We start from the raw sequence: 22,679 nt of genomic DNA, 5'->3' as shown, positions 1-22,679 counted from the left end.
GGCGGCGACGGCGGTGTGCCGTCCGATGGCGGACGGGCGGCCGCTCCGATGAGCCGCACGGCGCTGCTGGTGACCCACACCGGCCGTCGACGTAGCACCGAGCACGCCCGGTCGGTCGCCGCCGACCTCATCGCCGCGGGCTTCGAGGTGCGTGTCATCGCCGAGGAGGCCGACGACCTCGACCTGCCCGGGATGGTTCCGGTCACCGGCCCGGAGGCCGCCGAGGGTGCCGAGATCGTCTTCGCGCTCGGTGGGGACGGCACCTTCCTGCGCGCGGCCGAGCTGGCCCGCCCGGCGAAGGCGCCGCTGCTCGGCATCAACCTCGGCAAGGTGGGCTTCCTCGCCGAGGCGGAGATCAACGATCTGGACACCGCGGTCCGGGACGTCGTCGAGCGCAACTACACCGTGCACGAGCGGCTCACGCTCGACGTCACGGCCGAGTTCGACGGTGGCCCGACCATCGAGTCCTGGGCGCTCAACGAGATCAGCGTCGAGAAGGGGGAGCGGGCGCAGATGCTCGAACTCCTCGTCGACGTGGACGGCCGCCCGCTGTCCCGCTACGGCTGCGACGGCGTGGTCTGTGCCACCCCCACCGGCTCCACCGCCTACGCGTTCTCCGGTGGCGGTCCGGTGGTCTGGCCGGAGGTGGAGGCCCTGCTGCTGGTGCCGATCAGCGCGCACGCGTTGTTCAGCCGTCCCCTGGTCACCGCGCCCACGTCGACGTTCGTGATCACCGTCGACCCGTTCACCACCCTCGCCGTTCTCGCCTGTGACGGCCGGCGGGTCTACGACCTGCCGCCCGGCGCCCGGGTGACGGTGCGTCGAGGCGCCCTCCCGGTACGCATCGTCCGGCTGCGTGCCCGTCCGTTCACCGACCGGCTCGTCGCCAAGTTCGGTCTGCCGGTGCACGGGTGGCGGGGCAGCCGCCGGTGACGGTGGCGCACACCGTCGGTGTCCGGCGGTTGTCCACCTGACGACATGTCGCCGCTGCGGCGGCGCAAGGCTAGTGACCTGGTTGTGCGCTGCGTCGCAGACTCCGATCGGTCCTCATCTACGGATGGCGGGCCCACCGGAGTTAAGGAGCGCATCGCATGCACTGGTCCCCCCGCTGGCTCAGCGCCGGCGCGGTCGGCGCGCTGGTCGTCGGCCTCGCCGCACCGGCGTCCGCCGAGCCGCCCGTCCGGCCCACCGGCCCGAGCCTGGGCACGTCCGCCCCGGGCGCCGCGCCCGTCCGCATCACCCTCATCACCGGCGACCAGGTCGAGTTGGCGCCGGCCGCGCCGGGCCGGGTCGCCGCCACCGTACGCCCGGGACCCGGGCGTGAGCGGGTCATCTTCCAGACCCTGGAGGTCGACGGCGGGCTGCGGGTGCTGCCCAGCGACGCCCTGCCCTACGTCTCCAGCGGCGTCCTCGACGCCAACCTGTTCGACGTGCAGGAGTTGGCCGCCGAGGGCTACGGCGACGCCGCGCAGGGCGCGCTGCCGCTGATCGTGCGCTACCAGGAGCAGGCGGCCGGCCGGGTCCGGCCGCTCGGCGGCGTCACCGACGCCCGCCCCCTGGAGAGCATCAACGGCGCCGCGTTGCGGGTCGGCAAGGCCGACCTCGGTGGACTGTGGAGCACCCTCGCCGGCACGCCGACGAGCCGGACCACGGCCGCCGCGCCCCGGCTGGGCGGCGGTATCGCCCACGTCTGGCTGGACGGGCGGGTGCACCCGACGCTGGAGCACAGCGTCCCGCAGATCGGCGCCCCGACGGCTTGGGCGGCCGGCCGCGACGGCAGCGGCGTGCAGGTGGCCGTCCTCGACACCGGCGTCGACGCCACCCACCCCGACCTGGCCGGACGGATCGCCGAGGCGCGGGACTTCTCCGGCAGCGGCAGCGCCCGAGACGGCCACGGCCACGGCACGCACGTCGCGGCCACCATCGCGGGCAGCGGCGCCGCGTCGGCGGGGCTGCGCAAGGGCGTCGCGCCGGGCGCGCGACTGCTGATCGGCAAGGTGCTCGACGACGCCGGCTCGGGCTACGACTCGGCCATCATCGCCGGCATGGAGTGGGCCGCCCACTCCGGCGCGAAGGTCGTCAGCATGAGCCTCGGCGGCGACCCGACCGACGGCACCGACCCGATGAGCCAGGCGGTGAACGACCTGACCGCCGAGACCGGCGCGCTCTTCGTGGTCGCCGCCGGCAACGCGGGCGCGGCGCGTACCGTCGGCTCGCCGGGCGCGGCCGCGGCGGCGCTCACCGTCGGCGCGGTGGACCGCGACGACAACCTGGCCGAGTTCTCCAGCCGCGGGCCGCGCCTGGGCGACAACGGCCTGAAGCCGGAGATCACCGCGCCGGGCGTCGGCATCGTCGCCGCGCGGGCCGCCGGCACCACCATGGGTACGCCGGTGGGCGACGCCTACACGACGGCGTCCGGCACCTCGATGGCCACCCCGCACGTGGCGGGCGCGGCGGCGATCCTCGCGCAGGACCACCCGGACTGGTCCGCCGGCAAGCTGAAGGACGCGCTGGTCAGCACCACCAAGGCGAACCCGGCGCTTACCGTCTTCGAGCAGGGCGGCGGTCGGGTCGACGTGGCGCGGGCGCTCACGCAGCGGGTGTACGCCTCGGCCACCGCCGACTTTGGCCGGGTCACCACCGGCGGACCGGTGGCCGAGCGCACCGTGACGTACACCAACGACACGGCGGTCGCGCGGACCCTGCGGCTGGCCCTGGACCTGCGCAACCTGGACAGCGGCGCGGCCGAGAACGACGGCGTCGTCGTCGCGTCCGGCGAGGTGACCGTGCCGGCGGGCGGTAGCGTGGCGGTGCCGCTGCGCGCCGACCCGGCGAAGCTGGCCCGGGGCCCGCACGGCGGTTGGCTGGTGGCGACCGGCGCGGACGGTGTCGCCGTACGCACGCCGGTGGGCCTCACCGTCAGCGGTCCGATCCACGACGTCACGATCAAGGTGCTGGGCCGGCAGGGTCAGTTGACCCTCTCGCCTGCCCTGACCCTCTTCGGTGAGCAGCCCGAGTCGGACTACTGGGGCTGGTGGCCGGGCGAGGGCACCCTGCGGGTCGAGGAGGGCACCTACCTGCTGACCGCGCTGGTCGAGCACGGCGCCCCCCTCGACGAGCAGCTGACCGAGGCCGTCGAGCCGGAGCTGACCGTCGACCGGGACCTGACGGTCGTGCTCGACGCCCGCACGGGCACGCCGGTGCGGATCGAGACGCCGAAGCCCAGCGAGCAGCGGGCCACGCTCAGCTTCTACGTGCACCGGGTCCTGGGCAACGGCCGGCAGATCGACCACGGCGTGATGGCCTACAGCACGGTTCAGCAGGTCAACGTCACGCCGACCCGCCAGGTGCGTCAGGGCGAGTTCGAGTTCGCCTCGCGCTGGCAGCTCGTCGCGCCCATGGTGGACGCCACGATCAGCGGGGTGTCCGGCCCGTCGGACATCAACCTGCTGGGCACGTCCCCGGCGCCGACCGGTCGACGGAAACTGCCGCTGGTCTGGGCCGGCACCGGAACCCCGGCCGAGCTGGCCCGGGTGCGGGGCGCGGCAGCGCTGCTCGCCGCCGACCCGAACCGCAACGAGGATGAGCAGGTGGCCGCCGCGGCGGCGGCCGGCGCCGCGGCGGTGCTGATCGTCCGGCCGCAGGACCAGACCGCGTGGACGGTCTGGCGGCCGGCGGGGGAGCGGCTGCCCATCCCGGCGATGGTCGTCGCGTACGACGACGGGCAGCGGCTGATCGCGGCGGCGCGCAAGGGCCGGGCGACGCTGGACCTGACGCTGACCGTGGACAGCCCGTACCTGTACGACGTGTGGCAGGTGTCGAAGGGCCGGGTGCCGGAGCGGATCGTGCACACGGTGACCGCGGCGAACACCGCCGAGGTGACCACCAGCTACGGCGACACCGGCGCGGGCTGGGCCACCGAGGAGCGGTTCGGCTGGCGCCCGTGGCAGGAGTACTCCTGGAACGACGACCAGCGCCTGGTCCGCAACGGGACCACCCGGCAGGAGTTCGTCAGCGCCGGGGACAACTGGTGGCAGCACCGGGTGCTGCACAAGGAGATGTTCATGCAGTGGGGGCAGGTGACCGGTGGGCTGACCCAGGAGCCCCGGCGGTACGCCGCCGACGACCGGGAGACCGAGACCTGGCACGCGCCGGTGGTCCGTCCGGCCGTGCCGGCCAGCGGGACGCCGGTGCCCACCCGGACGGTCGACAGCCTGGACGTGCGGGTCCCCGAGTTCGTCGACGCCGACGGGCACTACAGCGTGGCCGGCAACAGCGAGGAGGCGGACACCGTCGAGGCTCGCCTCAGCCGCGACGGTCAGCAGATCGCCGACCTGTCCGGCGGCTGGGCGCCGGTGCCGACCACCGCCGGGGCGGCCCGCTACCGCCTCGACGTGACGACGCGGCGGGCCTCGGACCAGTGGCGCTGGGCCACCCGCACCGACACGGCGTGGCAGTTCAGCTCGGCCCGGCCGGCGGGTGACGCCGCCGTGCCGCTGTCGCTGCTGCAGGTGGACTACCGGGTGCCGGCCGACCTGCTCGGCACCGTACCCGGCAACCGGCCGCACCAACTGGGGCTGACCCTGCGCCAGCCGAGGGGAGTCGCCGCGCCGACGGGCACCAGCCTGACGGTGCAGGTCTCCTTCGACGAGGGCGTCACCTGGCGGCCCGCGCCGACCAGAGGGTCGGGGACCCGCTGGACCGCGACCGTGCCGGCCGGGCGCGGAACCGTGTCGCTGCGGGTGCACGCCACCGACCGGGCCGGGAACTCCGTCGACCAGACGGTGCTGCGCGCGTACGGGCTGCGCTGACTCCGAGCGTGTCCGGCAGGGCCCGCCGTCGCTTCCGACGGCGGGCCCTGCCGCGTTCAGAGCCAGCCGCGCCGGGCGACCTGGAACGCCAGCCCGGGTCGGGTGTCCACGCCGGCGGCGTCCATCAGGTCGGCGAGGCGGCGCTGCACCGTCCGGCGGCTCACCCCGAGCTGGGAGGCGATGGACTTGTCCGGTACGCCGGCCACGAACAGCGACAGCAGCCGGGCCTCGTCGGCGTCGGGCTGGTAGCCGTCGACCGGACGGTCGTCGGCCTCGTCGCGCCAGCTCTCGGTGGCGGCGAGCGGGTCGTCGAGTCGCAGCCGGGTGGCCACCCGCCAGTGGCTCTCGAAGAGGGCCAGCAGCGCGTCGAGCAGTTGGCTGCGGCCGATCACCGCGGCGCTCGGCTCGCCGCCGTCGCGGTCGGGCACCAGCGGGCAGATGGCGGTACGCGCGTCCACGATGGCCAGTCGGACCGGCAGCCGGTCCAGCACGCGGGCCTGCTCGCCGGCGGCCACCCCCTTGGCCAGGTCGGCCAGCGCGCCCGGCTCCAGCAGCAGGTCCCGCTCGTAGATGGCCCGGTAGGTCACCCCGCGGGCCAGCGCGTCGAACTCCTCGACGTTCTCCGGGCCGGCCATGGCGAGGGGGTTCGCCCGGCAGAACCACAGCACCTCGTCGCGGGCCGAGTTCTGCAGGTCGCGCAGCCGGTCGCGTAGCACCCGACCGCCCCGGATCACCTCGACCAGGTGGTCCACGTGGTGGCGGCGCAGCCCGGAGCGGTACTCCTCGGCCAGTTGGGTGACCCGGCGCCGGGCCGCCTCCAGGTCCTCCTGGCGGCGCAGCAGCGTGGCGCCGAGGGCGACGTCCGGGGCGGTCGGGCGCAGTGGGGCGTCCGGGTCGTTGTCGGTGGGCTGCACCAGACCCTTGGCCCGCAGCGCCTCGACCTGCTCGACGACCTGCGCCCGGGGCCGTCGCAGCCGGTGGACCAGCTCGTCGACGCGGGCCGTGGTGAGCTGGAGCAGGCAGCGGTAGAGCTCTTCCTCGGCGGGGGTCAGGCCGATCACGTCCGACACGGGGCAAGACTGTACGTCGGTAAGGTGCGGGCCGTGCCGGGGCCCGGTCGTGGGGCCCGTCGGCTGGTCAAGTGTCGGCCCTCGCGTCTACTGTCGGGTGCTGTGCTGGAAGAGCTGCGCATCACCGGACTCGGCGTCATCGAGGACACCACGCTGCCGTTGACCGGCGGGATGAACGTCATCACCGGCGAGACCGGTGCCGGCAAGACGATGGTGGTGACCGGCCTCGGCCTGCTCTTCGGCGGCCGGGCCGACGCCGGGCGGGTCCGTGCCCAACCGGGCCGGGCCGTGGTCGAGGGGCGGCTACGCCTCTCCGGCCGGGTCGCCGACACGGTGCACGCCCGGATCAGTGACGCCGGTGGCGAGCCCGACGAGGACGGCTCGTTGCTGCTCAGCCGCACGGTGACGGTGGAGGGCCGCTCCCGGGCCCACCTCGGTGGCCGGAGCATGCCCGTGTCGATGCTGGGCGAGGTCGGCGAGCAGGCGGTGGCCGTGCACGGCCAGTCCGACCAGTTGCGGCTGCTGCGCCCCGCCGAGCAGCGGGCCGCTCTGGACCGGTTCGCCGGGCCGGCGCACGAGAAGCTGCTCGACGCGCTGCGCGAGGCGTACACCGGGTGGCGGCGGGTGGTCGACGACCTGGCCGACCGGCGGCGCAACGCCCGCGAGCGCAACCAGGAGGCCGACCTGCTGCGACTCGGCCTCGACGAGATCACCCGCGTCGACCCGCAGCCCGGCGAGGACGACGAGCTCAAGACCGAGGCGCAGCGGTTGGAGCACGCCGAGGGCCTGCGGACGGCCGCGCAGGTGGCCCAGCAGTGCGTGGCGGGCGGCGCGGAGGCGGCCGACGAGACACCCGACGCGGCGGCGCTGCTCGGCACGGCCCGGCGCACCCTGGAGGCGCAGGCCGGCACCGACCCGGCGCTGGGCGAGCTGGCGGCCCGCCTGGAGGAGGCGGCCACGCTGGTCACCGACGTCTCCGCGGAGCTGTCGGCGTACCTGGCGACGCTCGACGCGGACCCGGCCCGGTTGCAGCACGTCTACGAGCGGCGGGCCGCGCTGCGGGCGTTGACCCGCAAGTACGCCGACGACGTCGACGGGGTCATCGCCTGGGCCGACCGGGCCCGCACCCGACTGTCCGACCTGGACACCTCCGACGACCTGCTCGACGAGCTGGACCGGGAGGGGCAGAGGCTGGCCGGCGAGGTGGCCGACCTGGCCTCCCGGGTGTCCGTGTCCCGGCAGGAGGCGGCGGTCCGCTTCGCCGACCAGGTCACCGTCGAGCTGGCCGGTCTGGCCATGCCGCACGCCCGGATCGAGGTGGCGGTGCTGCCCCGGCCGGCCGGGCGGGCCGAGCCGACGCTGACGATCAACGGCGTCGAGGCGGGTGTCGCGGCGGACGGCGGCGACGAGGTGGAGCTGCGGTTGCTGGCCCACCCGGGCGCGCCGTCGTTGCCGTTGCAGCGGGGCGCTTCCGGCGGCGAGCTGTCCCGGGTGATGCTCGCCATCGAGGTGGTCTTCGCCGGCTCGGGTGGCCCGCCCACGCTGGTCTTCGACGAGGTCGACGCGGGCGTCGGCGGCCAGGCTGCGGTGGAGATCGGCCGTCGGCTGGCCCGGCTGGCCCGCAGCCACCAGGTGTTGGTCGTCACCCACCTGCCGCAGGTGGCCGCGTTCGCCGATCGGCACCTCGTCGTGGCGAAGGACACCGGCGGCGCGGTGACCACCAGCGGGGTGCGGGTCGTGGAGGACACCGAACGCGCCCGCGAACTGGCCCGGATGCTCGCCGGTTTGCCCGATTCGGATCTGGGTATCGCCCACGCCGAGGAGCTGCTGGCCGTGGCCGCCAAGGAAAGGCGGTTGTGACGCCGCGTATTGTGAGCGCAAGCACACCGGCTTGTGCCGACGTGTGCTTCCCTGGGTAGGCGGCCCTGCTCAGGCATGTCGCGACAGAAAAGCCTGCCTCACATGCCAGGATGGTCACGATGCGTCTACCCACGTTGCGCCGGAACCGAAACGCGGAGCCGGGCAGAGTCCTCGGCACCGCGCGCCTTGATCGCCGGACGAAACGGCTGGTCGGCCGGCTGCGCCCCGGTGACATCGCGGTCATCGACCACGTCGACCTGGACCGGGTGGCGGCCGACTCGTTGGTCGCTGTCGGTGTCGCGGCGGTGCTCAACGCCAAGCCGTCGGTCTCCGGCCGCTACCCCAATCTCGGGCCGGAGGTGCTGATCGCCGCCGGCATCCCGCTCCTGGACGATCTCGGGGAGGGCGTCTTCGAGCGGATCCGCGAGGGCGACCAGGTCCGGATCGAGGGCAACACCGTCTTCGCCGGCGAGGAGCCGGTGGCGCACGGCACCCTGCAGGACGCCGAGTCGGTCGCCAAGGCGATGTCCGACGCCCGGGAGGGGCTGTCGGTGCAGTTGGAGGCGTTCGCCGCCAACACGATGGACTACCTGCGCCAGGAACGCGACCTGCTGCTCGACGGCGTCGGCGTTCCGGACATCCAGACCCAGATCCAGGGTCGGCACTGCCTGATCGTGGTGCGCGGCTACGACTACAAGGCCGACCTGGACGTGCTGCGCCCGTACATCCGGGAGTTCAAGCCGGTGCTGATCGGCGTGGACGGCGGCGCGGACGCGCTGGTCGAGGCCGGTTATACCCCCGACATGATCATCGGGGACATGGATTCGGTCACCGACGACGTGCTGCGCTGCGGCGCCGAGGTGATCGTGCACGCCTACCCCGACGGGCGGGCGCCCGGCCTGCCCCGGGTCAACGGCCTCGGCGTCCCGGCCATCACCTTTCCGGCCGCGGCCACCAGCGAGGACCTGGCGATGCTGCTGGCCGACGAGAAGGGCGCGTCCCTGCTCGTCGCGGTCGGCACCCACGCCACGCTCGTCGAGTTCCTGGACAAGGGACGCGGCGGAATGGCCTCCACGTTCCTGACCCGGTTGAAGGTCGGGGGCAAGCTGGTCGACGCCAAGGGGGTGAGCCGGCTCTACCGGCAGAGCATCTCCGGCTCGTCGCTGCTGCTGCTGGTGCTCTCGGCGATCGCGGCGATGGCCTCCGCGGTGGCCGTCTCCACCGTCGGGAAGGCGTACCTGGGCGTGGTCGCCGAGTGGTGGGACAATTTCGTGTTCCAGCTGTACCGGCTCTTCTAGTTCCCGACCGATCAAGAGGCTGCAAGCGTGATCAACTTTCGCTACCACGTGGTGTCCCTCACCGCGGTGTTCCTGGCTCTGGCGATCGGTCTGGTGGTCGGCACAGCCGCCCTCAACGGCCCGGTCGCCGACTCGCTCAAGGAGCAGGTCACCGGTCTGCGCAAGGACAACCAGCAGTTGCGTCAGCAGGTCAACAGCATGGAGAAGCAGCTCGGTCTGGAGGAGGAGTTCGCCGAGCAGGTGTCCCAGGTCGTCCTGCCGGGCACCCTCACCGGGCGCCGGGTGGTGGTGCTCAGCCTGCCCAACGGGCGCGACCACACCGAGGGCGTGCTCAAGAAGCTCCAGCTCGCCGGCGCCACCATCACCGGCCGGGTCGACCTGCAGGACAAGTTCATCAACCCGGACAACAACTCCAACCTGCTGGAGCTGGCCGTCACCGCCGCGCGGCCGACCGCGCAGACCACCGGCCTGCCGGGCAACGGCCACGGCGTGGAGACCTCCAGCGCGCTGCTGGCCAGCGTTCTGCTGGACCGGGCGCAGGGCACCGCGCCGGTCAGCGACGCCGACCGGCGGGCGGTGCTCGCCGCGTACAACAACGCCGGCTACCTGACCACCGACAACAACAAGGTCACCGGACCGGCCGAGGCTGTCGTCGTGGTCAGCGGGCAGCCGTACGTCGACAAGGACTCCGAGAAGCGGGACGAGTCGGTCGTCAAGATCGCCGAACAGTTCGACCGGACCGGGTCGATCGTGGTGGGCGGCAACGGCTCCGCCGGTGGCAACGTGGTGTCCGTGGTCCGCGGTGACCCGGTGCTGTCGCAGACCATCTCCACGGTCGACAACGCCAACACCGTGCAGGGCCAACTGGTCACCAGCCTCGCCCTGGTGCAGCAGCTCACCGAGAAGAAGGCCGGCCAGTACGGCGTCGGCGACAATGCCGCGTCCCTGCTGCCTAGACTGCCCCAGTGAGCGAACGACGTACCCCGGTGTCCGGAACCGACGCGCCTGAGCGGGCGACCCTGCGCCCGAGCGAGGTGACGGCGTGAGGATGCTGGGCCGGCTGCTGATCGCCGGGGCCGGTGCCGCCGCCGCCCGGTACGCCCTGCGTGAGGTGCGGACCGCCCCGGTGGGGCCGGCGCTGGAGCGCACCAACTTCCGGGGCCGGACGGTGACCCTGGCCGCCGGGCCGGCGCTCGCCGCCGGTGCGACCGCCGCGGGCGTGTTCGGCGCCACCAGCGCCGCCTCCGGTGGCGCCGCCCTGGTCGCCGGTCTCGGCGCCGGCGGTGTCGGGCTCTACGACGATGTGGTCGGAGCGCGTCCGGAGCAGAAGGCGGCCAAGGGCTTCGCCGGGCACCTCGCCGCGCTGCGCGAGGGACGCGTCACCGCCGGGCTGGTCAAGATCATCGGGGTGGGCGCGGCCGGGCTGGGCGCGGCCGCGCTGCTCGCCGCCGACCCGCGGGTCGCCGCGCACCCGCGCCGGCAGCGCCACGGCGCGCTCGGCCGGGGGGTCGACGTGCTGCTCGGCGCCGGGGTGATCGCCGGCACCGCCAACCTGCTCAACCTGCTCGACCTGCGGCCCGGCCGGGCCATCAAGTCCGGGCTGCTGCTGGGCGTGCCGCTGGCCGGTGGCCCGCACGGCGGGATCGCCGCCGGCGCGGCCGGCGCCGCCGCCGGCCTGCTCCGCGACGACCTGTCCGAGGACGTCATGCTCGGCGACAGCGGCGCGAACGCGCTCGGCGCCCTGCTCGGCGTCGCGCTCGCCGCCCGCAGCGGCCCGCTCGGTCGGGCCGGTCTGCTGGCCGTGCTCGCCGGGCTCACCGCCGCCAGCGAGAAGGTCAGTTTCACTGCGGTGATCCAACGGACTCCGGGCCTGCGCCAGCTCGACGCACTGGGCCGACGCGCCGACTGACGTGACCAGACCGGCACCCCTCGCCGGCGCCGGCCGGCTGGCCGGGGCAGCCGCGCTCATCGCCGTCCTCACCGTGCTCAGCCGGCTCGCCGGCTTCGGCCGTACCGCCGTTTTCACCTGGAGCCTCGCCCCGACCGACCTGGGCGGCGCCTACGTGGTGGCCAACGCGGTGCCGAACTTCATCTTCGAGATCGTCGCCGGTGGCGCGCTGGCCAGCCTCGTCGTACCGCTGCTGGCCGGGGCGGTCGAGGCCGGCGACCGCGCGGCGGTTGCCCGGACCACTGGCGCGCTGCTGAGCTGGACGCTGGCCCTGCTGGTGCCGCTCGCGCTGGTCGTGGTGCTGTTCGCCGGCCCGGTGGTCGAGTCGCTGGGCCACCACCTGACCGACGCCCAGCAGCAGAGCGGCGTACGGATGCTGCGGGTCTTTGCGCCGCAGCTACCGCTGTACGGCGTCGGCATCGTGCTCACCGGGGTGCTGCAGGCGCACCGGCGCTTCGCCTGGCCGGTGCTCGCCCCGCTGCTGTCCAGCCTCACCGTGATCGTCGTCTACCTGGGGTTCACCGCCACCCAGGGCCGGTACGCCACCGTCGCCGGGGTGAGCCCCGGCGGCGAGTTGCTGCTCTCCGCGGGCACCACCCTGGGCGTGGTGACGCTGTCGCTGTCGCTGCTCGTACCGGTGCGCCGACTGCGCCTGGGGTTGCGGCCCGGGTTCGGGTTCCCCGCCGACGCGCGGTCCCGGGTCGGCGGGTTGGCGGTGGCGGGCGCGGTCACCGTCACCACGCAGCAGATCGCCCTGATCGTCAGCCTGAACCAGGTCACCGCGGGCGCGCGCAGCAACCCGGGCGTCTACAACCTGGCGCAGACCGTCTACCTGCTGCCGTGGGCGGTGCTGGCGGTGCCGCTTGCCGTGGCGGCCTATCCGACGCTCGCGGCGGCGCGGTCGGCCGGCGACGAGGACGGCTACCGGGCGACCCTGGCGCCGGCCGTGCGGGGGGTGCTGCTGTTCAGTTGCCTCGGCGCGGCCGCGCTGGTCGGGACCGCGGGGCCCGTCGGGCACTTCTTCTTCCCCGCGTCCACCGCGCCGACCGCCGCCGCCGCGATCATCGGGTACGCCCCGGGCCTGGTCGGCTACGGCCTATTCGCGATCCTCACCCGGGCGCTCTACGCGCGCGGGGAGACCCGGGCGGCGACCGCCGCGACCGCCGTCGGTTTCCTGGTGGTGCCGCCCGTCGTCCTGCTGCTCGGCGCGATCCTGCCGTTGACCGACCGGGTGCTCGCCGTGACGTCCGCCAACTCGGTGGGCATGGTGGTGCTCGGCGTGTTGCTCGTCACGGCGGTGCTGCGCAGCGCCGGCCGGCCGGCGCTGGCCGGCGCGGGGCGCGCCGGTGCGGCCGGTGGCCTCGCCGGGCTGCTCGCCGCGCTCGCCGGGCTGGGCGTGAGCCGCTGGCTCGACAGGCTGGACGGCGGCACCCCGACGACGGCCGCCGCACTCGGTCAGGGCATGCTGTCCGGGGTTCTGGTCGGTGTCGTGTTCCTCGTCGTGGTCTGGTTCGTCGACCGGCGGGACGTACGGCCGCTACTGACCGGGGTGGTACGCCGCCTCGGCCGGCGAGGGCCGCGGGGCCGGGCCGGCACGTCGGCGCCGGGCGCGGTCCCCCCGGAGCGGGGCGACGGGAAGGAGACGGCGGTTCGGTGAGCGTTGTCAACACCAACCGGCGGTGGCCGGCATGACGGAGACCAACGGTTGGTCGGGCTCCGTGGCGCTGCTACTGGCTTCCAGCACCGGTGGGGTCGGCCAGCACGTCCGCTCGGTGGCGCGCGGGCTCGTCGCGGCCGGTGCCACCGTGTTGGTCTGCGGGCCGGCGGCCACGCAGGAGCAGTTCGACTTCACCGGCGTCGGCGCGCGTTTCGAGCCGGTGGAGATCCCGGCCAGCCCGACCCCCGCCGACGCGCGGGCGGTGCTCGCCCTGCGGCGGGCGCTCGCCGCGGCCCGCGTCGACGTGGTGCACGCCCACGGCCTGCGCGCCGGTCTCGTCGCCGTGCTGGCCCGTCCGTCCGCCCCGCTGATCGTGACCTGGCACAACGCCGTCCTCGCGGGCGGCCTGCGCGGCGGGGTCTCGCGGTTCGTCGAGCGGGTGGTCGCCCGGGGCGTCCGGGTGGCGCTCGGCGCCTCCACCGACCTGGTCGAGCGGGCCGCCGCGCTGGGCGCCGCCGACGCCCGACTCGCCCCGGTCGCCGCCCCGACGCTGCCCGCGCCGCGTCGACGCCGCGCCGCCGTGCGCGCCGAGTTCGGCGTACGACCGGAGCAGCATTTGCTCGTCTCGGTGGGGCGGCTGCACCCGCAGAAGCGCTACGACGTGCTGATCGACGCGGCCGCCCGCTGGCGTACGCGTACCCCGCCGCCGGTCGTGGTGATCGCCGGGAGCGGCCCGGCGTACCTGCCGTTGGCCGCGCGGACCTCGGCGGCCCGAGCCCCGGTGACCCTGCTGGGGCACCGCACCGACGTGGCCGACCTGCTTGCCGGCGCCGACCTCGCGGTGGTCACCAGCGACTGGGAGGCCCGGCAGTTGTTCGCCCAGGAGGCGATGCGGGCCGGCGTGCCGCTGGTGGCGACCGCGGTGGGTGGCCTGCCGGAGCTGGTCGGCGACGCCGCCGCGCTGGTCCCCGCCGGCGACGTGGACGCGGTCGACGCGGCGGTGCGCGCGCTGCTGGACGACCCGCAGGCCCGGGCCGAGCTGGGTCGGCGCGGCGCCGAGCGGGCGGCGACGTGGCCCACCGAGGCGGACACGGTGGCCCTGCTGGCGGCCCTCTACGCCGAACTGGCCGCCCGTTCGACTCCTCCGGCGGCCCCCGGCTCCGACGCGCCGATGACGGGACACCGGTGATGCTGCGTCGACTCGCTCCCGCCCTGTTGACCGTGCTCGTGGTGGTGTTGGGCGTCACCGCGCTGTCCGCCCGGCCACCCCAGGGCACCCCGCAGCGCACCGCCGACTTCGTGGTGCTCGCCGGGATCGCCGGGCTGCGCTGGGAGGACGTCGACCAGCAGAGCACCCCGACGCTGTGGCGGATGGCCCGGGACGGCTCGATCGGCTCCCTGTCGGTGCGGTCGGCGCACCGGCCCACCTGCCCGGTCGACGGGTGGTTGACCCTCGGCGCGGGGAGCTTCGCCGCGTGGAACGCCACCCGGCCCGATGGCGGCTGCCCGCCCGCCGGCGTGGCCGTGGAGCAACCGGACGGGATCGGCGCGAACCTGCCCGACCAGGAGAGCGTGGTCCAGTACAACCAGCAGCGGCTGCCCTGGGGCACCATGCCCGGGTCGCTGTCGGAGTCGGTGCGCTGCTCGGTCGCCGTGGGTCCGGGCGCCGCCGTGGCCGCCGCCCGCCCGTTCGGCCGGGTCGACCGGTATGCCGCGGGTCTGCCGGCCGATCCGCGCCGGCTGCTCGGCTCGTGTGTGCTGAGCATCGTCGACCTCGGCACGGTCGAGGGGAGCGACCCGGCGGCGCGCGCCGAGCAGGCGCGGGCGGCCGACGCCCAGTTGGCCCGGGTCCTGGCCGCCCGGCCGGAGCGGTCGCTGGTGCTGGTGGCCGGAATCTCCGACACCGAGCAGCCGTCGCGGCTGCACGTGGTGGTCGCCGACGGGCCGGGCTGGGAGCGGGGTTGGCTCACCTCGGCCAGCACCGGCCGCGACGGTTACCTGCAACTTGTCGACCTCGCGCCGACGGCGCTGACCGCGCTGGGACGGCCGATGCCGGAGCGGTTGTTCCTCGGCCGGCCGGCGATCAGCACCGGTGGCCGCCCGTCCGACCTGACGGAGGCGATCAACGCGCCGGCGGACGCCGACCGGGAGGCGACGGCCCAGCGGGCCGTCTCCGGCCGGTTCTTCGCCCTGCTCGCCGGGCTTCAGGTGCTGCTGGCCCTGGCGGTGCTGCCGTTGCTGCGCCGGGCCCGACCACACGCCGGCCCGGCCGGCCCGACCCCGGTCTCCGCCCGCGTCGTGGCGGTGGTGGAGTTGCTGCTGGTGGCGGCCGCGTTGGCCGTTCCGGCCGCGCTGCTCGCCGACGCCGTGCCCTGGTGGCGGGGCGAACACCCCGGATGGATCTTCGGCGCGGTCACCGCGCTGCTGGTCGCGGGGGGCACCGCGGCGGTCCGGTTCGCCCCCGGATATGCGAACACGCTCGGCCCGTTCGGCGCGGTGGCCGGCCTCACGACCCTGACCGTCGGGCTGGACGTGCTCACCGGGTCGAGCCTGCAGCTCAACAGCGTGGTCGGCTACTCGGCGTTGCAGGGTGGCCGGTACGCCGGGCTGAGCACCGTCGGGCTGGGAGTGTTCCTCGCCGGCGCGCTGGTGACCGGCGGGTGGTTCGCCCAGCGGGTGCACCGCCGCTGGCGGCCCGCCGTGATGGTCGCCGTGGGCGGTCTCGCCGTGGTGGTCGTCGGCAGCCCGTACCTGGGCGCCGACCCGGTCGGCGCGATCGCGCTGACCGCCGGGCTGAGCGTGGCCGCGGCGATCAGCGCCGGCGGCTGGCTGACCATCACCCGACTGGCGTGGGCCACCATGGCCGCACTGGCGGTCGGCATCGGCTTCGCCGTGGTGGACCTGCGGCGCCCGGCGGCCGAGCGGGGGAGCCTCGGCCGGTTCCTGTCCGCGGTCGCGGACGGCACCGGCGGGTTCACCGTGCACCGGTCCAGCACGGCGAACTTCGAGACGTTGGTGAACAGCCCGTTGACAGTGCTGGCGCTGGCCGGCGGGCTGCTGGTGTGGTTCGCCCTGCTGCAGCCGTGGGGCGGGCTGATGCGGCTGTTCGGCATCTACCCGGCGATCCGCGCCGCGCTGGGCGGCACGGCGGTCGCGGCGGTGCTGGGCGGCGTGCTCGACGGCGCGGCGCTGGACGTGGCGGGCGCGGCGGCCGCCCTGGTGGTGCCGATGGCGGCGCTGGCGTCGCTGCGGGTGCTCGGGCATGCCGCCGACCGGACCCGCCCGGGCACGGGCCGTGCCCGGGAGAACGGGGCCGACGACGACTCGGGCTCCGGTGGCGACGGGCCAGCCGGTGGAGGCGACGGTCCGACCGGTGGCGGTGGACCGCTGGGCGCGGGTCATCCCCGGCCGATCGGCGGCCCGCCCGCAGCACCCCCACGAGCGGTCGTGCTGCCCCCGGGCCTGGACGCGCCCGTGGGCCCTGCGGTGGTCGACGGGCCCGCCCAGTCGCCGCCGGAGCGTCCGGCGGCGGACGCGGCGGCCGGGACATCCTCCGCGCCGGCGCAGCGACGACCGGCGGACACACCGGCGGACACACCGGCCGCGCCGGTCACCCGGCCATCGACCGAGGTTGCCGCTTCCTGACCGTCGGGCGTCGCCAGGGTGACCCGTTCCTGTCGCACCCGGGGTGCGGCCTGCGAGTACCCGCCGCAGAGGTGTTACCGTGGAATCCCGTGGATCGCGTGATCACTTTGCTGATCGAGCACGGCGGTCTGCATGACCGCGACAGACGACACGGGAGCAGGCCTTGGCCCCATCAGCACGGACGACCAGGCACATTTTCGTCACCGGGGGCGTCGCCTCCTCGCTGGGTAAGGGCCTCACCGCCTCCAGCCTCGGCAACCTGTTGACCGCGCGCGGGCTGCGCGTGGTGATGCAGAAGCTCGACCCCTACCTCAACGTCGACCCCGGGACGATGAACCCGTTCCAGCACGGCGAGGTCTTCGTCACCGAGGACGGCGCCGAGACCGACCTCGACGTCGGGCACTACGAGCGTTTCCTGGACCGGGCGTTGTCCGGCAAGGCGAACGTCACCACCGGCCAGATCTACTCCGACGTGATCGCCAAGGAGCGCCGGGGGGAGTACCTGGGCGACACCGTCCAGGTCATCCCGCACATCACCAACGAGATCAAGTCGCGGATCCTGGCGATGGCCGACCCGGACGACGACGGCGTCCTGCCCGACGTGGTCATCACCGAGGTCGGTGGCACCGTCGGCGACATCGAGTCGCTGCCGTTCCTGGAGGCGATCCGCCAGGTCCGCCACGACCTGGGCCGGGACAACTGCTTCTACCTGCACGTGTCGCTGGTGCCGTACCTGGCGCCGTCGGGCGAGCTGAAGACCAAGCCGACCCAGCACTCCGTGGCGCAGCTGCGCAACATCGGCATCCAGCCCGACGCCATCGTGCTGCGCTGCGACCGGGAGATCCCGGTGAAGCTCAAGGAGAAGCTGTCGCTGTACTGCGACGTCGACGCCGAGGCGGTCGTCGCCGCTCCGGACGCCCCGAGCATCTACGACATCCCGAAGGTGCTGCACCGCGAAGGGCTCGACGCGTACGTGGTGCGCCGGCTCGGGCTGTCGTTCCGGGACGTGGACTGGGCGAGCTGGGACGACCTGCTGGAGCGCGTGCACCGGCCCCGGCACACGGTCACCGTCGCCGTGGTCGGCAAGTACGTCGACCTGCCGGACGCGTACCTGTCGGTGAGCGAGGCGATCCGGGCGGCCGGCTTCGGTCACCGGGCGCGTGTGCAGCTCAAGTGGGTGCCCAGCGACGAGTGCGTCACCCCGGCCGGCGCGGCGGCCGCCCTGGCCGGCGTGGACGGCATCCTCATCCCGGGCGGGTTCGGGGTCCGCGGCATCGAGGGCAAGATCGGCACGGCCCGGTACGCCCGGGAGAACGGCATCCCCCTGCTCGGCCTCTGCCTCGGCCTGCAGTGCATGACGATCGACGTGGCCCGGCACCTGGCCGCCCTGGACGGCGCCAACTCGTTGGAGTTCGACGAGCAGGCCGCGCACCCGGTCATCGCCACGATGGCCGACCAGGAGGACATCGTCGCCGGCAAGGGCGACCTGGGCGGCACCATGCGGCTCGGGGCGTACCCGGCGACGCTGACCGACGGCTCGATCGTCGCCGAGGCGTACGGCAGCACCGACATCAGCGAGCGGCACCGGCACCGCTACGAGGTCAACAACGCCTACCGGGACGCGCTGACCAAGGCGGGCCTGCACATCTCCGGCACCTCCCCGGACGGCCGGCTGGTCGAGTTCATCGAACTGGACCGGGAACTGCACCCGTTCTTCGTGGCCACGCAGGCGCATCCGGAGCTCAAGAGCCGTCCCACCCGCCCGCACCCGCTGTTCGCGTCGTTCGTCAAGGCCGCCGTGACGTACTCGCAGGCCGACCAGTTGCCGGTCGACCTGGAGGCCGCGTCCGAGGCCGCGTCGGAGGCCCCGTCGGCGCGCAAGGCCGCCCGCAACGGCGCCGCGACGAAGGCCGCGTCGGCCTCGTGAGCGCTCTTGAGCACCGCTACGAGGTGCGCTCCCGCGAGGAGCGCTACCGGGGTCGGATCTTCGACGTGGTCACCGAGGAGGTGACCATGCCGGGCGGCGGGACCGCGCTGCGCGACCTCGTCCGGCACGTCGGGGCGGTGGCCGTGGTGGCCCTCGACGACGCCGGTCAGGTGGTGCTGATCCGGCAGTACCGGCACCCGGTCGGCCGGCACCTGTGGGAGCTGCCCGCCGGGCTGATGGACGTCTCCGGTGAGGAGCTGCCGGCCGCCGCGCTGCGGGAGCTGGCCGAGGAGGCCGACCTCACCGCCGGGCGGATCGACGTGCTGGTCGACCTGCACAGCTCGCCGGGGTTCACCAACGAGATCGTCCGGGTCTACCTCGCCCGGGACCTGGCCGACGTGCCGGCGGGGGAGCGTCACGAGCGCCGCGACGAGGAGGCCGACCTGCAGATCGTCCGGATGGCCCTGGACGAGGCGGTCGACATGGTCCTGGCCGGCGAGATCACCAACGCGTCCGCGGTGGCCGGCCTGCTCGCGGCGGCCCGCGCCCGGGACACCGGCTTCGCGGCGCTGCGTCGGGCGGAGGCTCCGCTGCCGCGCTGAGCGCCGCCGCCGGTCCTTCCCGATCGGTCGGTACGCGAAAAGGGGCCCCGCGGTCAGCCGCGGGGCCCCTTCACGTGTCGGCGGTCAGTCCCGCAGCGGGCGACCCTGCGCGTCCGTGCCGCCGTTGACCAGGATCAGGATGCCGTCGATGACGCCCCAGAGCGCGCCGACGCCGCACGTCACCAGGCTCACGACGAGCTGGAGAACGGCGATCTTGGTGTGTCCGGTGTAGAACCGACCGGCCCCGAAGGTGCCGAGCAGGATGCCGAGGATGCCCGCGACGACCTTGCTCTTGTCGGAGTAACCCGGGGCGTACCCCGGCTGGTAAGGAGGAGTGGTCATGGGCGGACACACTAGTGATCCACTCGCCGGCTGTCCGCACCGCCACACGGCAGATGGGACGATAATGGGCGAACACTGTCCTGACGGCTGAGGTGACGTCCCACTGCCGGCCCGTTCGGCGCCCTGACACTCCGTCAGGTCACCCGGGCACCGGATGCCACTGTGCTGGCTCCCGGCGGGGCCGGGCGGGCCTAGACTGCCGCCGGCGGGACCGGTGGACCGTGGCGGCAATGGGGCCGTCGCGGCACCGAGCACTCGGGGGGAACCCAGCCCCGAAGAGAGGTGTCTGCATCGTGAAGGTCGGAATCCCACGCGAGGTCAAGAACCACGAGTACCGCGTGGCGATCACGCCGGCGGGCGTCAACGAGTTCACCCGCAGCGGCCACCAGGTCTTCGTCGAGTCCGGCGCCGGAGTCGGCTCCAGCATCACCGATGAGGAGTTCGCCGCGGCGGGCGCCAAGATCCTGGCCACCGCCGACGAGGTGTGGGACACCGCCGAGCTGGTGCTCAAGGTCAAGGAGCCGATCGCCGAGGAGCACCACCGGATGCGTGAGGGGCAGGTGCTCTTCACCTACCTGCACCTGGCCGCCTCCAAGTCGTGCACGGACGCGCTGGTCGACCGCAAGGTCACCGGCATCGCGTACGAGACCGTCGAGCTGCCCGACCGGTCGTTGCCGCTGCTCGCCCCGATGTCCGAGGTGGCCGGCCGGCTCGCCCCGCAGGTCGGCGCGTTCTACATGATGCGCACCGGCGGTGGGCGCGGCGTGCTGCCCGGCGGCGTCTCCGGCGTGTACGCGGCGAAGACCGTCGTCATCGGCGCCGGCGTCTCCGGCATGAACGCCGCCGCCATCGCCCTGGGCCTGCAGTCCGAGGTGCTGCTGCTGGACAAGAACGTCGCCCGGCTGCGCCAGGCCGACGCCATCTACCGGGGTCACCTGCAGACCGTCGCCTCCAACGCGTACGAGATCGAGCGGGCCGTGCTCGACGCCGACCTGGTCATCGGCGCGGTGCTGGTGCCCGGCGCGAAGGCCCCGACGCTGATCTCCAACGAGCTGGTCTCCCGGATGAAGCCGGGCAGCGTGCTCGTCGACATCGCCATCGACCAGGGCGGCTGCTTCGAGGACTCGCGCCCCACCACGCACGCCGACCCGGTCTACAAGGTGCACGAGTCGATCTTCTACTGCGTGGCGAACATGCCCGGCGCGGTGCCGAACACCAGCACGTACGCGCTGACCAACGTCACCCTGCCGTACGCCCTGGAGTTGGCCAACCACGGCTGGCGCGAGGCGCTGCGTCGCGACCCGGCCCTCGCCCTGGGTCTGAACACCCACGACGGCCAGGTCACCTACGGTCCGGTCGCCGAGGCGCACGGCATGACCGTGCTCCCGCTGGCCGACGTCCTGGCCTAGCGCGGTGGCGGTCTGACCGGGGTCGCGCAGCAGGCCGGCGTGGGCGCGGAGCCCGCGCCGGCCCTGCGCCGTGCCGTCCGCGGCTACCTCGACCACCTCACCGTCGAGCGCGGCCTGTCCGCGAACACCCTCGCCTCGTACCGCCGGGATCTGGAGCGCTATCTCATGACCCTGGCCGACGCCGGCGTCGCCGACCTCGCGTCGGTCGGCGCCGGCGTCGTCGAGTCGCACCTGGCCCGGCTGCGCGCCGGCGACGACGACCATCCGCCCCTCGCCGTGTCGTCGGCCGCCCGCGCGGCGAGCGCGGTCCGCGGCCTGCACCGCTTCGCGTTGCGCGAGGGGCTGGCCGGCGCCGACCCCAGCCGCGACGTCCGCCCGCCCACCCCGCCGCGCCGGCTGCCCCGCGCGCTGGGAGTCGACGACGTGGTCCGGCTCCTGGAGACCGCCGGTGCGATCACCGCGACCGGCGAGGACGCGCCGCTCGCGCTGCGCGACCGGGCGTTGCTGGAGTTCCTCTACGGCACCGGAGCGCGGATCTCCGAGGCGATCGGCGCCGCGATCGACGACCTCGACGCCGACGAGGGCACCGTGCTGCTGCGCGGCAAGGGCGGCCGGGTGCGGCTGGTGCCGATCGGGGGGTACGCCGTCGAGGCGGTGCGCGCCTACCTGGTCCGGGCCCGCCCCGCTCTGGCCGCCGGCGGTAAGGGAACCCCCGCGGTCTTCCTGAACGCGCGCGGCGGAGCGCTGTCCCGCCAGGGCGCCTGGGCCATCCTGCGCCGCGCCGCCGGGCGGGCCGGCCTGCCGGTCGAGGGCGCCGCGGCGGTCTCCCCGCACACCCTGCGCCACTCGTACGCCACCCACCTGCTCGACGGCGGCGCCGACGTCCGGGTGGTCCAGGAGTTGCTCGGCCACGCCTCGGTGACCACCACCCAGGTCTACACCCTCGTCACCGTCGAGCGGCTGCGCGAGGTGTACGCCACGGCCCACCCACGCGCCCTCGGCTGAACCCCGGCCGTCGTCGGCTTCGACACGCCGGGCCGGTGCCGAACGCCCTGCTGGTCGGTGGCGTACAGTCGGCATCGGCGCGGACCTCCTGGGGCGACACGACCGGGGTGCGCAGCGGCGCCGCGAAGGACGTCGGACGGCTCCGACGCCGGGTGGGTCGTCGGGAGGGGGCAACGAGCACATGGCTGGCAACGGTGACCGTGCCGAGACCTGGACGTCGGAGCTCCGCGAGCAGCAGGCCACGCTCGGCGCGGACCTGGGTCCCGCGGACCCGGCTGCCTACACGATGCGCAAGCCGATCCCCGAGCCGATGCCCACCGACCGGCACGGCCCCGCGCGCATCATCGCGATGGCCAACCAGAAGGGTGGCGTCGGCAAGACCACGACCACCATCAACCTGGGCGCGGCGCTGGCCGAGTACGGCCGCAAGGTGCTGCTCGTCGACTTCGACCCGCAGGGCGCGCTCTCGGTGGGCCTGGGGGTCAACCCGCACAACCTCGACCTGTCCGTCTACAACCTGCTCATGCAGGACGACGTGACCGCCGAGGACGTCCTCATCAAGACCGACGTCGCGGGTCTGCACCTGCTGCCGGCCAACATCGACCTCTCCGCCGCCGAGATCCAGCTCGTCAACGAGGTCGCCCGGGAGATGGCCCTGGCCCGGGTGCTGCGGACCGTCCGCAAGGAGTACGACTACATCCTGATCGACTGCCAGCCGTCCCTCGGCCTGCTGGCGATCAACGCGCTGACCGTCGCGCACGGCGTGCTCATCCCCCTCGAATGCGAGTTCTTCAGCCTGCGCGGCGTCGCGCTGCTGCTGGACACCATCGACAAGGTGCGCGAACGGCTCAACTTCGACCTGGAACTCGAAGGCATCCTCGCCACCATGTACGACAGCCGCACCACCCACTGCCGTCAGGTGCTCCAGCGGGTGGTCGAGGCGTTCGGCGACAAGGTCTACCAGACGGTCATCACCAAGACGGTGAAGTTCCCCGAGTCCACCGTGGCCGGCGCCCCGATCACGACGATGGACCCGGCGTCCTCCGGGGCGCGCAACTACCGTCAGTTGGCCCGTGAGGTGATCGCCGCCCAGTCGGAGCGGTAG

16 protein-coding genes are annotated in these 22,679 nt (G+C 74.2%); 14 read left to right on the top strand and 2 right to left on the bottom strand.

What is annotated here, in order from left to right; translation table 11 throughout:
* The first annotated feature begins 48 nt into the window (after nt 1-48).
* Together ACGGAQ_RS31760 and ACGGAQ_RS31755 are read left to right on the top strand one after the other, a co-directional pair.
* On the top strand, nt 49-933 hold the full coding sequence (locus ACGGAQ_RS31760) for an NAD kinase (RefSeq protein ID WP_354861623.1): 885 nt from the start codon (nt 49-51) through the stop codon (nt 931-933).
* Nucleotides 934-1,091: 158 nt separating this feature from the next.
* Complete coding sequence (locus tag ACGGAQ_RS31755; protein WP_393055676.1) at nt 1,092-4,811, top strand: S8 family serine peptidase; 3,720 nt, start codon at nt 1,092-1,094, stop codon at nt 4,809-4,811.
* Between the two features lie 56 nt (nt 4,812-4,867).
* Here the strand turns inward: ACGGAQ_RS31755 and ACGGAQ_RS31750 are convergent, their stop codons facing one another.
* Nucleotides 4,868-5,881 (bottom strand): helix-turn-helix domain-containing protein, encoded by a 1,014-nt coding sequence (locus ACGGAQ_RS31750; protein ID WP_393055673.1) that lies wholly within the window; start codon nt 5,879-5,881, stop codon nt 4,868-4,870.
* A gap of 102 nt (nt 5,882-5,983) precedes the next feature.
* Between ACGGAQ_RS31750 and recN the strand changes: the two genes are divergently transcribed.
* The 9 genes from recN to ACGGAQ_RS31705 all read left to right on the top strand — a co-directional run bounded on the left by recN (nt 5,984) and on the right by ACGGAQ_RS31705 (nt 18,818).
* A complete protein-coding gene (gene recN / locus ACGGAQ_RS31745) occupies nt 5,984-7,741 on the top strand; it encodes a DNA repair protein RecN (protein ID WP_393055670.1) in 1,758 nt (585 codons plus the stop codon).
* 119 nt (nt 7,742-7,860) lie between these two features.
* The gene (gene steA / locus ACGGAQ_RS31740; protein WP_234591007.1) at nt 7,861-9,039 is read left to right on the top strand and encodes a putative cytokinetic ring protein SteA; all 1,179 of its coding nucleotides are present in this window, start codon (nt 7,861-7,863) and stop codon (nt 9,037-9,039) included.
* A 27-nt stretch (nt 9,040-9,066) separates the two neighbouring features.
* The gene (locus tag ACGGAQ_RS31735) at nt 9,067-10,008 is read left to right on the top strand and encodes a copper transporter (RefSeq protein WP_355139524.1); all 942 of its coding nucleotides are present in this window, start codon (nt 9,067-9,069) and stop codon (nt 10,006-10,008) included.
* A 73-nt stretch (nt 10,009-10,081) separates the two neighbouring features.
* Nucleotides 10,082-10,948, top strand: a complete 867-nt coding sequence (locus ACGGAQ_RS31730) for a hypothetical protein (protein ID WP_393055665.1) — start codon at nt 10,082-10,084, stop codon at nt 10,946-10,948.
* Nucleotide 10,949: 1 nt separating this feature from the next.
* Nucleotides 10,950-12,644: a murein biosynthesis integral membrane protein MurJ gene (murJ, locus tag ACGGAQ_RS31725; protein WP_393055663.1), complete on the top strand. Its 1,695-nt coding sequence runs from the start codon at nt 10,950-10,952 to the stop codon at nt 12,642-12,644.
* 31 nt (nt 12,645-12,675) lie between these two features.
* Nucleotides 12,676-13,833 carry a glycosyltransferase family 4 protein gene (locus tag ACGGAQ_RS31720; protein ID WP_393055660.1) on the top strand — a complete coding sequence of 386 codons (1,158 nt, stop codon included), beginning with the start codon at nt 12,676-12,678 and terminating at the stop codon, nt 13,831-13,833.
* The gene (locus ACGGAQ_RS31715; RefSeq protein ID WP_393055658.1) at nt 13,833-16,289 is read left to right on the top strand and encodes a hypothetical protein; all 2,457 of its coding nucleotides are present in this window, start codon (nt 13,833-13,835) and stop codon (nt 16,287-16,289) included. Before ACGGAQ_RS31720 ends, ACGGAQ_RS31715 begins: the two co-directional genes overlap by 1 nt.
* Before the next feature lie 163 nt (nt 16,290-16,452).
* The gene (locus ACGGAQ_RS31710) at nt 16,453-18,216 is read left to right on the top strand and encodes a CTP synthase (RefSeq protein WP_393055655.1); all 1,764 of its coding nucleotides are present in this window, start codon (nt 16,453-16,455) and stop codon (nt 18,214-18,216) included.
* Nucleotides 18,213-18,818, top strand: a complete 606-nt coding sequence (locus tag ACGGAQ_RS31705) for an NUDIX domain-containing protein (protein WP_393055652.1) — start codon at nt 18,213-18,215, stop codon at nt 18,816-18,818. The genes ACGGAQ_RS31710 and ACGGAQ_RS31705 overlap by 4 nt, the downstream gene beginning before the upstream one ends.
* A gap of 84 nt (nt 18,819-18,902) precedes the next feature.
* Here the strand turns inward: ACGGAQ_RS31705 and ACGGAQ_RS31700 are convergent, their stop codons facing one another.
* Entirely contained in the window at nt 18,903-19,226 is a 324-nt protein-coding gene (locus ACGGAQ_RS31700; RefSeq protein ID WP_387186438.1) for a TM2 domain-containing protein, read from the bottom strand.
* Nucleotides 19,227-19,453: 227 nt separating this feature from the next.
* On the opposite strand from ACGGAQ_RS31700, the gene ald reads away from it, so the two are divergent.
* The 3 genes from ald to ACGGAQ_RS31685 all read left to right on the top strand — a co-directional run bounded on the left by ald (nt 19,454) and on the right by ACGGAQ_RS31685 (nt 22,679).
* Complete coding sequence (gene ald / locus ACGGAQ_RS31695; protein ID WP_387186414.1) at nt 19,454-20,569, top strand: alanine dehydrogenase; 1,116 nt, start codon at nt 19,454-19,456, stop codon at nt 20,567-20,569.
* Between the two features lie 12 nt (nt 20,570-20,581).
* The gene (locus ACGGAQ_RS31690) at nt 20,582-21,574 is read left to right on the top strand and encodes a site-specific tyrosine recombinase XerD (RefSeq protein ID WP_393055693.1); all 993 of its coding nucleotides are present in this window, start codon (nt 20,582-20,584) and stop codon (nt 21,572-21,574) included.
* Nucleotides 21,575-21,755: 181 nt separating this feature from the next.
* Nucleotides 21,756-22,679 (top strand): ParA family protein, encoded by a 924-nt coding sequence (locus tag ACGGAQ_RS31685; protein ID WP_030334877.1) that lies wholly within the window; start codon nt 21,756-21,758, stop codon nt 22,677-22,679.

This window comes from Micromonospora sp. NPDC047557, assembly GCF_043205095.1.
Classification (GTDB): Bacteria; Actinomycetota; Actinomycetes; order Mycobacteriales; family Micromonosporaceae; genus Micromonospora.
This window is presented reverse-complemented; position numbering and strand designations above follow the sequence as displayed.